The organism is Kluyvera genomosp. 2 (assembly GCF_036759865.1).
GTDB classification, from domain to species: Bacteria; Pseudomonadota; Gammaproteobacteria; order Enterobacterales; family Enterobacteriaceae; genus Kluyvera; species Kluyvera ascorbata_B.
Genome location: NZ_JAPKIA010000019.1, coordinates 47,550 through 60,112 on the forward strand (window position 1 = coordinate 47,550; position 12,563 = coordinate 60,112).

Consider the following 12,563-nt stretch of genomic DNA (forward strand, 5'->3'; position numbering starts at 1 on the left):
AAATAAAACAATAAGTTAACACCACTGTAATTTTAACGAGGTGGAAAATGTTAGAACAAGTCTGTCAACTTGCGCGCGACGCGGGTGATGCCATCATGGATGTGTACGATGGCAAGCAGCCGTTAGACGTCGCCAGCAAGAAAGATGACTCACCGGTGACTGCGGCCGATATCGCCGCACACCACGTGATTGTTAAAGGCCTGAAGGCGATGACGCCGGACGTGCCGATCCTCTCAGAAGAAGATCCGCCGGGCTGGGATGTCCGCCAGCACTGGCAGCGCTATTGGCTGGTTGACCCGCTGGACGGCACTAAAGAGTTCATTAAGCGCAACGGTGAATTTACCGTTAACATCGCGCTGATTGAGAACGGCAAAGCGGTGATGGGCGTCGTGTTCGCACCGGTGCTGAAGGTCATGTATAGCGCGGCCAACGGCAAAGCGTGGAAAGAAGAATGCGGCGTGCGCAAGCCGATTCAGGTTCGCGATGCAAACCCGCCGAAGGTGGTTGTGAGCCGCTCTCACTATGCGAATGATGATGAACTCAAAGAGTATCTGCAGCAGCTTGGCGAGCATGATACGGCTGCGATTGGTTCGTCGCTGAAGTTCTGTCTGGTGGCGGAAGGCGAAGCGCAGCTTTATCCGCGCTTCGGGCCGACCAATATCTGGGACACCGCAGCAGGGCACGCGGTCGCGGTCGCCGCCGGCGCGCACGTGAACGACTGGCAGGGTAAAACGCTGGATTACACCCCGCGCGAGTCGTTCCTCAACCCCGGTTTCCGCGTCTCGATTTTTTGATCGACCAATGGCAGAGCGCGAGTGCATAGCTCGCGTCTTTGCTTATTGAAGCGCAATATCAATGGAGATGATAAATGTCTGCGCAATGGAATCATGTACTTGCCTCAACACTGAGCGCGCGCGCTGCCTGTTGCTACATGGCCAGTTCGGTGTGCAAACCTCTTTTCCTTTACAATCCACTGCTCCCCAGGCAGCCAGCCTCGCTGACAAAACTGCTGGCGATCATTACCGCGCTGCAAATTCAGCCTGATATCCGAATGAAGCTCATGATGCTGGAGGGGGAAGAGACGCAGGGATCAGGTAATAACCTGCGCCCAGGTGACACGTTAACGCTATGGGACGCGTTGCATAATATGCTGCTCCCATCCAGTAACGTTTCGGCGACGATTGTTGCCCGAGCAATGGGTGAGCGTCTGCTGGGGTTTGAAGGTGGAACCGGTGACGCGCAGCAGCGTTTTGTTCGGCAGATGAACCGCGTTGCAATGTCAATTGGCATGTTTAACAGCCATTTTATTAATGCTCACGGTCTGGCGACCAGAGGGCAGGTCTCGTGTGTACGGGATATCGCCCGTCTGGGCATAGCGGCGCTACGCTATCCGGCAATTACCGATATCTGGAGTAAGCGCTTGCATACAATAGAGTTAACTGGCGCGCGCGCGCGCAAAAAGATCATCATGACTTCTCTGACGGGGGTAGATGAGATGAACGGTGATATCGTAGGCGGGAAAACCGGGACGTTAGGGGAGGCAATAAACCATTTGCTGTTGCACGTGCGGGCGCCGGACGATAGCGATTTGATCTGCGTGGTGATGCACTCGTCAAGCAATGAAGGGCGTTACGCGGATATGAACGCGCTGCTGTCTGCCGTCAATATAGGCTATCGCTGGCCGCAGCGCATTCCCGAATCTGTGCTGGATTAATTCAGCAGCTTATGCAGCAGGGCAATCACCTGCTGCACTTCTGCGGCCGTCAGCGCGCCGTCTTTTGCCCACTGTACTCGGCCATCTTTATCCAGCACGGCGATGGCCGAACTGCCTTCATCCAGCTGCCAGGCTTTCCGCACCACGCCGTCGCTATCGACGATAAACTGTGACCATGGGAACAGCTTTTTATTACTTTCGATGCTGCTGCGGACAAACATTGATGAGCCGGGAATGGCATCGTCAGTATTCACAATTGTGGTGGTCTGGTAGCGGTCATGCGGCAGGTTGGCCGCTTTAATCGCCTCAATCAGCGACGCATTTTTCTCTTTTGCGGAGGAACGTCCGGCAATATGTTGCACTACCCGCACTTTGCCAGGCAGCTGCGCGCTATTCCAGCTTTTATAGCTAAACTTATCATTATCGAGAATGAGTTCCCCGCGATCGGCCACGCCGACAGGCGCAACACGTTGTCCGTTTGTGAAATTATGTGCGGCAGCCATTAACGGCATTAACAGGCATGAAACCGCCAGTAGCGTACGTAGAGTCATGGTTTTTCCTTTTTTTATGCAGGTGATCCGACCACTTGGCCGATAGTTTTAATCATAAGTGCGATTGATGAAGTTTTCCCGCAAAGACGGTGCCAGTTTGTGGAGGAACGCACACAATCTTATGAAAATGAAGCCTTATACTGTCTTCGTCGTATAGCTGAAAAGAAAATTCTGAATTAATGTAATAAAAAGGTAAATTAGGACCGCTACGATAGGGGGCCTCTGTTGTTATGGACTATAGTTAACGAGTACTTCACTTTGCGCCCCGGAGCGTTGAAGCCAAATGTGGATCAACTAGGGCGTAGTACTCGCAGGAGATTAGAATGAAAATTTTCCAACGCTACAACCCGCTTCAGGTTGCGAAGTATGTTAAAACCCTGTTTCGTGGACGGTTGTATATCAAGGACGTTGGCGCTTTTGAATTTGATAAGGGTAAAATTCTTATCCCAAAAGTCAGAGACATCCAGCACCTTTCTGTGATGTCTGAAGTAAACCGTCACGTACTGCGTCTCCAGACCGAAATGGCGTAACGCAGGCACCACACGGTAGAATTAAAAACGGCTCCCTATGGGAGCCGTTGATGTTTTCAGGCCCGGCATCTGCCGGCGCCCACGCTAGTTCAGGCCGCACCCTGGCCGCTTTCGACAATATCCGACTGCTTCGGTACCAGTACCGTTGGCTTGTTATCAATGCGCGTGACCAGCAGCTGGTCGATGCGGTAGTTATCAATATCCACCACCTCGAACTTGTAGCCGGAGAACTTCACGGCATCGGTGCGTTTCGGGATTTTACGCAGCATAAACATCATGAAACCGCCGATGGTTTCGTAGTTATCCGACTGCGGGAAATCGTCGATATCCAGCACGCGCATCACGTCGTCGATCGGCGTGCCGCCGTCAATCAGCCATGAGTTCTCATCGCGTGCGACGATCTGCTCTTCCAGGCCCTGGCCGACCAGGTCGCCCATCAGCGTGGTCATTACGTCGTTAAGGGTGATGATACCCACGACCAGCGCATATTCGTTCATGATAACCGCGAAGTCTTCACCGGCGGTTTTAAAGCTTTCAAGCGCTTCAGACAGCGTCAGCGTGTCCGGCACGATCAGCGTATTGCGGATCTGCACGCCGCTGTTCAGCGCCATGCTTTGGTTCGCCAGCACGCGGTTCAGCAGGTCTTTGGAGTCAACGTAGCCGATGATGTGATCGATATCTTCGTTACACACCAGGAACTTGGAGTGCGGGTGTTCGGCAACCTTGTTTTTCAGGCTTTGCTCATCTTCGTGCAGATCGAACCAGATGACGTTTTCACGCGGCGTCATGGACGACGGCACGGTACGTGATTCCAGCTCAAACACGTTTTCAATCAGCTCGTGCTCTTGCTTACGCAGCACGCCCGCCAGCGCGCCGGCTTCTACCACAGCGTAGATATCGTCGGAGGTGATGTCGTCTTTACGCACCATCGGCAGCTTAAAGATGCGGAAGATGATGTTGGCCATACCGTTGAAGAACCACACCAGCGGCCGGAAGACCAGCAGGCAGAAGCGCATCGGGTTGATGATACGCAGTGCCACCACTTCAGGCGCAATCATACCGATGCGTTTCGGAGTTAAGTCCGCAAACAGAATAAATAGACCGGTCACCAGCGAGAAGGAGAGGATGAAGCTCAGCTGCTCGGAGAGTTCCGGCGACATGTAGTTAGAGAACAGCGAGTGGAACGCCGGAGAGAACGCCGCGTCGCCGACGATACCGCCAAGAATGGCGACCGCGTTCAGACCAATTTGCACCACGGTGAAAAACATCCCCGGGTTTTCCTGCATTTTGAGCACGCGTTGGGCGTTGATGTTGCCTTCATCGGCAAGCAGTTTCAGTTTGATTTTGCGCGATGCGGCAAGTGAAATCTCAGATATTGAGAAGAACGCACTGACGGCGATCAGGCAAAGTATGATGAATATACTGTTTAACATATTTTATCTAACCCGTGGGGCCAGATCCTCGGAAGGGAAGTTGATAAATCCGTGTGAAATACACATTGAAAACCGGCCCGAAGGAGATGGGCCGGCAATTTCAGAGGTTAGTATAGCGTAAGGGACTGTAAAGCTGCCAGAGGTTAACCGTTAGTCGGTTGCGGGTGGGTTTTTAGGTGCCCTTTCGCGTCGGCATCCCATACTCGGTTGTAGGTATAGCCGGTTAGCGCATGAATGACTTCACGGGTTTCCGCATCGCAGTCTTCCGCATGGCCGCCGAGCTTGCGGCGCGCCACTTCTTTGATCAGGATGCTATGCGTTTTCTGCGTCAGCTTAAAGCGATAGGTCATGTAAAAACTGACGGCCAGCAGCCCGGCGGTGGCGAACACCATAAGGCCGATAATGGCGTGCAGCGCGCTGGCGGGCTGCGTACCGCCGCCTTTCACAAAACCGCTCTCTTCCAGCACGATGCCAATCAGCATAATGGCTAGTGCAACCGTGCTTTTACGGGTTAAGACCATCACCCCGGCGAAAATCCCTTCGCGGCGCTGACGGGTGACCAGTTCATCAACGTCGGGGATGAAGCTGTAGATATTCCATGGAATATAATACAGCCCGGCTTTTGCCAGCCCCAGCAGGATGAACACCGCAGAGAACAGCAGCATGGGTACCTGAAGATGGCCGATATAGACGGTAAACAGAAACGCCAGAACGAGTAGAATGCTGCTGTAGGAAAGCCGCAGCGCGCCGGAAGGGGTGAGATTAAATTTGTTCATCAGCATCATGAAGCCGAAGGTGCCGGGGATAGAGACAAAAGCGGCAATGCTTAATAGCCCGGAAACCATTTCCGCATCACGGTGCAGCGCATAAACAACGTAATAGGTAAATACTGAACCAAATACGTCCATGGCGGTAAAAGAACAAATATAAATTAAAATATGCTGACGAAATATCCTTATTTTGAAAGAGGAAATAAGATCAATAACCAGGTACTTTAAATGATTTAAAAGACCGCGGCTGCGTTGATTATCCGGTTGAAATTCATATTCTTCGCGTACGTCTTTGGCTTCCCAGGTGCAGGCCCAGGTTGCTAATACCGCAACACAGTAAATGACTGCGAAAACGAGGCCAGTCAGGGTGTAGGTGAAGGCATTATCCTTACCGGTATATTGCATAATAATGCCGGGAACCGACACGGCCAGAAAGCCGCCGAGCGAGGAGCACATCATTCGCACGCCGGACAGTCGCGTGCGTTCGCTGAACCGGTTGGTCATCTCAGCGGCCAGCGTCTCCCAGGGTACCAGCACCATGGCGGACAGCAGCTCAATAGAAAGATAGGTGCCCAGATAGTACCAATAGTTCATATCGGTTATCCAGACGAGGGCATAGAGGAACATCAGCGGTGAGCCGATCAGCAGGAAGAAACGGCGGCGGCCAAATTTACGACCAAGCCAGGTATTGCCGAAATTATCCGTGATGTAGCCCATCACTGGACTTAAAATAGCATCAATAATACGCGCAATGGCAAATATTGAGCCGGCCTCTAATACGCTTAAGCCACAATACGTAGTGTAAAAAAATAAAAGCCATGTTCCTATAACGGCAAAGGCGCCGCCGCCAAATAAATCGGTCACGCCGTAGCCAATGGCAGTGCCATAGCCAACGCGACGCTCGGTTGGTTTCACCATGATATTATTATTCCTGTACTGGTAGGGTGTCAGTGCAGAGTTGCCCCTGCACCTTATATTATTGACAGCAGGAAAAATCGGATAACGATCACTCGGTGATATTCACCCATTTCCTCAATAGTGACGATTGGTAAATGGCATTAACCATCTGTAATGATTTTGCCGCTTCGCGAATATCGCAGAAGGTGGCGGAGGCGGTGTTGTCGAGCGCCTGGTAGAAATGCTGTATCGCCTGCTGGTGGCCAATCCCCCAGTAGCTTTTGCCGATACCGTCCGGCGAGGCATCGCTGGCTATCAGCGTGCGCGTATCGCCGCAGACTTGCCACAGCGCGTCGTCAGTCAGGCGCAGCATACCGTGCTCGAACTCCAGCTCCAGCAGCAGCGGTGAGTCGCTGGTGTGGCAGTTACTGGCGTAAAACAGCCCGCGCGCGCCGTTGTTAAAGCACAGCGTCACCATCGCGCTGTCTTCGGTTTCTATTTCATCGGCCAGCAGAGTGCTGTCGACCACGCCCTTCAGGCACCGCACGCCTGCACCAAACCACTGCATCAGGTCTAGTGTATGGATGGCCTGGTTAATCAGCAGACTACCGCCTTCGGTGGCAAAACTGCCGCGCCACGGGCTGGCGGCGTAGTAGTTGCCGGAACGTGACCAGGTGAGCACCGCTTTTATGGCGCGCAGGTTGCCAAGCCGTCCTTCCTCAACGCAGCGTTGAATCGCCAGGCTCGTGGGGTTAAGGCGGTTCTGATAACAGACGCCCACGTGGCGTTGGGCCATCGCGGCGGCGGCCTGAATGTCGGCTACCTCCTGCGGGTTCATCACCACTGGCTTTTCGCAGAATACCTGTTTCCCAGCCGCGAGTGCGGCAAGGATCATCGGCTTATGCAGATAATGCGGCGTGCAGATGTGTACCACGTCAATGGCGGCATCCAGCAGCATTTCATGATAGTCCTGATAAAACTGACAGCCATAGTCGGCCGCCAGCCGGCTCCCTTTTTCACTATCAATATCGACTACCGCGCGCACCACCGCGCCCGGTACGTGGCGCAGCGCATCCACGTGACAGGTGTGGATAGCGCCACAGCCAATAATCGCTGCATGACGTGTTTTCATCGCCGCCTCCTGTTATTCCACTGCGTTCGCCAGCATTTGCGCTTTCACGCACAGCTCGGCCGCTTTAAACGTGTGCGCCTGGGTCATGGCATTCTCCGTACGGTGCAGACAGTCCTGAATCAGCTGACCGAAGTAGGGGAAGCCCACCTGTCCGGCCACCGGGTAGCGGAACTCGCCTTCTCTGTTGACCAGGTACACCACGTCCTGCTCGCCGCGGGTGATGTCGACGTATTTGCGGATTTCGATGTAGCCCTCGGTGCCGAGCAGCGTCAGACGGCCATCTCCCCAGCTGGAAAGGCCGTCTGGCGTAAACCAGTCGCAGCGGAAGTAGCCGGTTGCGCCGTTGTCGCCCGCCAGCATCGCGTCGCCGAAGTCTTCAAACTGCGGGTACTGCGGATGGTTGACGTTACGCACCTGGCTGGCAACGATACGCGCATCGCTGTTGCCGGTGTAAAACAGAAATTGTTCAATCTGGTGGCTGCCGATATCGCAGAGGATGCCGCCGAAGAATTCCTTTTCGTAGAACCAGTCCGGGCGGCCTTCCCCCTCGCGATGCGGGCCGACGCCGAGCGTTTGCATCACCCGGCCAATCGCGCCCTGCTGCACCAGTTGCCCGGCAAACACCGCGCTCTCGACGTGCAGACGCTCGCTGTAATAGACCGCATATTTCCGCCTGGTCTCCGCCACTTTGCGTTTAGCGGCTTCCAGCTGGGCGAGGGTGGTTAACGGTGCTTTGTCGGTAAAGTAGTCTTTCCCGGCGTCCATCACCTTTAGCCCCAGCGCGCAGCGCTCGGACGGTACGGCGGCACCGGCAACCAGCTGCACGCTGCTGTCGTTGAGAAGGGTCTCCAGCGTCGGCGCAATCTGCGCCTGCGGGTACTGCTGAACAAATTTATCAACTTTCGCGGGGTCGGGATCATAAACCCACTTGAGCGTGGCGCCAGCTTCAATCAGCCCGTTACACATGCCGTAGATATGGCCATGGTCCAGCGCGGCGGCGGCAATAATAAACTCGCCTTCGCCGACGACCGGCTGCGGTTTGCCCACCGGGGCGTAGTTCATACCGTCTTTGATGCTCATGTTTATGCTCCTTTGTCCAAATCTTTACCCAGCGGGATTGCGCCCACCTCAGAGAAATTTTCCACCGACGCGCCTTTTTCATAGAAATGAGGGGCGAGGGAAACCAGGCCTCCGGTTTTATACCAGGGCTCATCCGGGCTGACGGGCAGCGTCACCACCCGCCCGGTTATTGAGGATTGATAAATGGCGGTAATCAGCTCCAGCGAACGCTTGCCCTGCACGCCGTCAATCAGCGGTTCGCCGCATTGCTCTACGGCATTGAGCAGGTCGTTAATCTGCCCGGTATGCAGCGTGTACTTGAGCTTTGGCGTATTGCGGAACAGCGCATCCAGCCGGGCTTCGCGTGCATCGTCGTGCTGTTCTTGCGGGAAGCCGTTATCGGCGGAAACGCTGGCCCACACGTCCCAGGGCGCCGAGACGCGCGCTTTATCGCCCTGAATAACGATTTTCTGATCTTCGCCGTGATGCACCACCGAGGCGGTCAGCTGAGTCAGCGCACCGCTGTCGTAGCGGAAAATCGCGGCGGAAAGATCTTCCACTTCGGCGTTGTCGTGGGCGACGTTGGTCATCATCGCCACCACTTCTTTCGGGAAGCCGAGCATCCACTGAATAGCATCGATATGGTGTACCGCATGGTTGAGGGTGCAGCCGCCGCCCTCTTTTTCCCACGTGCCGCGCCACCACAGGTCGTAGTAGCAGTGGCCGCGCCACCAGAACGAGTCCACCTGCGCGTGGCAGATTTTCCCCAGCTCGCCCGAATCCACCACCTGCTTTAAGCGCCAGAAGGCGTCGGTAAAGCGGTTCTGGGCAATAATGGAGAGTATTTTGCCGCTGGCGCGCTGGGCGGCGATCATCGCGTCGCACTCCTCCAGCGACGCCGCCATTGGCTTTTCACACAGCACGTGTTTCCCGGCGCTGAGGGCATCAATACTGATTTCCGCGTGCACATACGGTGGGGTGCAAACGTCAACAATGTCCACTTCAATACCGGACGCCAGCATTTCCTGATGGCTGCTGAAGACGCGGGCGTCGCTCAGCCCGTAACGCGTCTTTTTCTCGTGTGCTTTTTCCGGGTAAATATCGACCAGCGCAACAATCCGGCAGCGGTCAGCAAATGCTTGATATCCCTGAATATGGTTGTGTGAGATGTTCCCGGTTCCCACAATCGCAATGCGTAGCATGTCGTTTTCCTCTTGCGTGTTACCAGGTGCCTGAGGCATCAAGCGTTTTGCTTTCGACCTGCTTGTCGACGGAGCCCGCGATGCGCTCATCAAGCAGTTGTTTAAACCGTGCTTCGTCGAACGGCAGGTCAACCCAGCCGTCGGTCCAGGTCGACAGATGCATCGCGTTGGAGAGCGTCAGACCGTGAATACCGTCGGTACCCGGTGCCAGCAGCGGCGTACCGTGCAGCACCGCGGCGGCAAAGTTGGCGGTGATAACGTGGTGATCGCTGCACTCCGGCGCCACAGGGATAGTGACTTCCCAGCACTCCGGCTCGCCGAAGCCGTTTTCCCAGCGCGCGTTAAAGGTGGTTTCCGATTCGCGCAGCCGCCAGAAGCGCAGCTTGCCGTCTTCCACCACCACTTTGCCGCGATCGCCAGCGATCTCCAGGCGGTTGGTGCCCGGCGCTTCGGCGGTGGTGGTAATGAAGACCCCGGTGGCGCCGTTGGCGTATTCGGCGTAGGCGGTCACTTCGTTTTCGACTTCAATATCGCGATGCTTGCCGAACTGGCAGAACGCGCGCATGCGCACCGGCATACCGACCAGCCACTGCCATAAATCGAGCTGGTGGGGGTCCTGGTTGAGCAGCACGCCGCCGCCTTCGCCTCTCCAGGTGGCGCGCCAGCCGCCGGAGTTGTAGTAGCTCTGCGAGCGATACCAGTTGGTGATGATCCAGTTGGAACGACGCAGTTCACCGAGTTCGCCGCTGTCTATCAGGTCTTTGACCTTCTGGTATAGCGGGTTCGGGCGCTGGTTGAACATCATGCCGAACACCACGTTGCAGCCGCGGGCAAATTCGTTCATTTCGCGCACCTGCGCGGTGTAAACGCCCGCGGGTTTTTCGCACAGCGTGTGAATGCCGTTGCGCATGGCCAGCATCGACAGCCCCGGGTGGTCGTAGTGCGGCGTGGAGACAATCACTGCATCAATCAGGCCGCTTTTCAGCATCGCTTCGGCGTCGCTGAACAGCGTGACGTCCTCGCCGACCAGCGTGCGAATCGCCGGATGCTTGCTGAGGTTGTTGTCGCACACTGCCGTCAGGCAGGCCTCTTTCACCGTACCTGCCAGCAGGTAGCGGGCGTGAACGGTCCCGATGTTACCCACGCCGATAATGCCAAAACGCACCTTATCCATGTTGCACCTTACGTGATAGGAATGACTGAAATCTGAAAATAGGGAAGGCGGTGAAGGCCGACAAACGGAATTTGTGAGAATGCTCGCAGGTAGAAAAGGAATATGCGCGGAGAACTGAAAATCGGTTTTAAAATCAGTGAACTGCATCTGCAAAAATTTGCAAAATATGATTGCGAGCGAGGTCACACAATGGCAGGCAAGCTAAAAATGGATGAAATAGCCGCCCGTACCGGCTACTCCATCAGCACCGTTTCCCGGGTGCTCAGCGGCAAATCCTACACCAGCGACAAGGCGCGAGAGTCTATCGTCCAGTGTGCTCGCCAGCTTGGCGTGCTCGATTCGCTGGCAAACGGTCGTCTGCTGATTAACGGCATTGCGGTGTTTGCGCCAGAGCGTACTTTCCAGGGCCGGGGCGATACGTTTTATCTGGAAGTGACGAAAGGCATCGCCGAGGCCAGCGCGCCGCATGACGTCTGGATCAGCCACTGTGCGCTGGAAGAGCAGCACGCCGATGTGAAGCTGTTCCTCGAAAAAGCCGGCCAGAAGAATATCAACGCGGTGGTGATTATTGGTACGGACGACCCGACGATCCTTAAGCTCGCCAGCACGCTGAATAAGCCGTGCGTGCTGATTAACTCTATCGATCGAGAAATGGCGCTGGACTGCGTTTCTCCCGATCATCGGGCTATCGGTTTTACCGCGATGCGCTACCTCTTCGAACAGGGGCATCGGCGCGTCTTGACCATGACCTGCCTGCGGCGGGAAACCCTCTATGCCCGATTGGACGGTATTAAGGAGGCGTACCGCTATTACCATGTACCGTTCAATCCTCAGCATGACTTATTGGTCACCGAATGGTTCACGGCAGAAGAGGCGGAGCGGGCGCTGGACGCCTGGCTGAAGGCGCACGATCGTGCGCTGTGGCCGGATGTGATCTTTCCGAACAGCACCAGCATGACTGAGGGGGTGATAAATGCTTTGCAACGCCACGGCCTGCGCGTTCCGCAGGATATCTCACTGATTACCACCGATTTTACGTGGAATCTGCAAAACAGCCTGTCGACGCCGGTGACCGGCATTCGCGTGCCGTGCCGCGATTTGGGCATCGAAGCCGTGCATCTGCTGCAAACGCGGCTCAACCGGCCACAGTCGCCGGTCTACAACCTTTTATTGCAGGGGAAAGTCATGGGCTTTGGTACCGTGGCGAACGCCACGCGGCATGCGGCGCGCGTGGCGCTGGACGGTTAGCCCTGGAGCTGAGGCGGCAGACACACGCCAATGCCGCCGATGCCGCAGTAGCCGTACGGGTTTTTGTGCAGATACTGCTGGTGCTCATCTTCCGCATAATAGAATGGTTTCGCGGCGGCAATTTCGGTCGTGATGTCCCGCGCGTCGCCCGCGCTGCGCATAGCGTCCTGGAACTGCTGCAGGCTAGCGTGCGCTTCCCGATCCTGCTCCGGCGTTAGCGGGTAGATGGCCGAGCGGTACTGGGTGCCGTGGTCATTGCCCTGGCGCATTCCCTGAGCCGGGTCGTGGTTTTCCCAGAATACTTTTAGCAGTTCGCCGTAGCTGACTACCGCGGGGTCGTATACCACGCGTACCGCTTCGGCGTGCCCGGTTTGGCCGCTGCATACTTCCCGGTAGGTCGGGTTTGGCGTGTAGCCGCCGGTATAGCCCGCTGCGGTGCTGTAAACGCCGGGTAGCTGCCAGTACAAGCGCTCAACGCCCCAGAAGCAGCCCATCGCGAACAGCGCGACCTCCATACCTTCCGGTACGTGGGTCATTGAGTGTTCCGTCACAACATTGAGCGTAGCGACCGGCATGGGTGTATTTCTTCCGGGTAGTGCATCCGATTGAGATACAATATTTTTTTTGTCAAACAAGCTCATGAGGATGGCCTCCGGGGAACAGTAATTTCCGTTAAGGTTGTAACCTGGCGTGTCTTTTAACACAATAAACGCGCCGAATACGTCTAAATTTAAACATAAGAATAATTTGGGGCTCTGTCTTTATTTCAACCCGACAAAGAGTGGGTTTTTTGTGCTGACGTTGAATGTCGCGCGCCGTCAGAGCGTGAAACAGACAAAAACGCAGTCGTGGC

The 12,563-nt window shown here is 55.5% G+C and carries 12 protein-coding genes; 4 read left to right on the forward strand and 8 right to left on the reverse strand.

What is annotated here, in order from left to right; all coding sequences use genetic code 11:
- The first annotated feature begins 47 nt into the window (after window positions 1–47).
- Window positions 48–794 carry a 3'(2'),5'-bisphosphate nucleotidase CysQ gene (gene cysQ / locus V6942_RS19190; RefSeq protein WP_106927525.1) on the forward strand — a complete coding sequence of 249 codons (747 nt, stop codon included), beginning with the start codon at window positions 48–50 and terminating at the stop codon, window positions 792–794.
- A 74-nt stretch (window positions 795–868) separates the two neighbouring features.
- Window positions 869–1,714: a hypothetical protein gene (locus tag V6942_RS19195; protein ID WP_333501673.1), complete on the forward strand. Its 846-nt coding sequence runs from the start codon at window positions 869–871 to the stop codon at window positions 1,712–1,714.
- On the opposite strand, the gene V6942_RS19200 is transcribed toward V6942_RS19195, so the two are convergent.
- Window positions 1,711–2,265 carry a YtfJ family protein gene (locus V6942_RS19200; protein WP_106927527.1) on the reverse strand — a complete coding sequence of 185 codons (555 nt, stop codon included), beginning with the start codon at window positions 2,263–2,265 and terminating at the stop codon, window positions 1,711–1,713. The two genes, V6942_RS19195 and V6942_RS19200, sit on opposite strands and share 4 nt — an antisense overlap.
- Before the next feature lie 323 nt (window positions 2,266–2,588).
- Between V6942_RS19200 and V6942_RS19205 the strand changes: the two genes are divergently transcribed.
- On the forward strand, window positions 2,589–2,795 hold the full coding sequence (locus V6942_RS19205) for a DUF1107 domain-containing protein (protein WP_064546918.1): 207 nt from the start codon (window positions 2,589–2,591) through the stop codon (window positions 2,793–2,795).
- 89 nt (window positions 2,796–2,884) lie between these two features.
- Here the strand turns inward: V6942_RS19205 and V6942_RS19210 are convergent, their stop codons facing one another.
- The 6 genes from V6942_RS19210 to V6942_RS19235 form a co-directional block, all read right to left on the reverse strand.
- Window positions 2,885–4,228: a hemolysin family protein gene (locus V6942_RS19210; protein ID WP_106927529.1), complete on the reverse strand. Its 1,344-nt coding sequence runs from the start codon at window positions 4,226–4,228 to the stop codon at window positions 2,885–2,887.
- 143 nt (window positions 4,229–4,371) lie between these two features.
- Window positions 4,372–5,916: an MFS transporter gene (locus V6942_RS19215; protein ID WP_182929587.1), complete on the reverse strand. Its 1,545-nt coding sequence runs from the start codon at window positions 5,914–5,916 to the stop codon at window positions 4,372–4,374.
- An 88-nt stretch (window positions 5,917–6,004) separates the two neighbouring features.
- Window positions 6,005–7,027 carry a Gfo/Idh/MocA family oxidoreductase gene (locus V6942_RS19220; RefSeq protein ID WP_333501674.1) on the reverse strand — a complete coding sequence of 341 codons (1,023 nt, stop codon included), beginning with the start codon at window positions 7,025–7,027 and terminating at the stop codon, window positions 6,005–6,007.
- 12 nt (window positions 7,028–7,039) lie between these two features.
- A complete protein-coding gene (locus V6942_RS19225; RefSeq protein ID WP_333501675.1) occupies window positions 7,040–8,107 on the reverse strand; it encodes a Gfo/Idh/MocA family oxidoreductase in 1,068 nt (355 codons plus the stop codon).
- 2 nt (window positions 8,108–8,109) lie between these two features.
- Entirely contained in the window at window positions 8,110–9,288 is a 1,179-nt protein-coding gene (locus tag V6942_RS19230) for a Gfo/Idh/MocA family protein (protein ID WP_106927537.1), read from the reverse strand.
- A gap of 19 nt (window positions 9,289–9,307) precedes the next feature.
- Window positions 9,308–10,462, reverse strand: coding sequence for a Gfo/Idh/MocA family protein (locus V6942_RS19235; RefSeq protein WP_106927539.1), 1,155 nt, complete (start codon window positions 10,460–10,462; stop codon window positions 9,308–9,310).
- A gap of 189 nt (window positions 10,463–10,651) precedes the next feature.
- Here V6942_RS19235 and V6942_RS19240 point away from each other — a divergent pair, with 189 nt between their 5' ends.
- Window positions 10,652–11,710, forward strand: a complete 1,059-nt coding sequence (locus tag V6942_RS19240) for a LacI family DNA-binding transcriptional regulator (RefSeq protein ID WP_333501676.1) — start codon at window positions 10,652–10,654, stop codon at window positions 11,708–11,710.
- Here V6942_RS19240 and msrA read toward each other — a convergent pair.
- Window positions 11,707–12,351: a peptide-methionine (S)-S-oxide reductase MsrA gene (gene msrA / locus V6942_RS19245; RefSeq protein ID WP_182929582.1), complete on the reverse strand. Its 645-nt coding sequence runs from the start codon at window positions 12,349–12,351 to the stop codon at window positions 11,707–11,709. The genes V6942_RS19240 and msrA overlap by 4 nt on opposite strands.
- Between the last annotated feature and the right edge of the window lie 212 nt (window positions 12,352–12,563).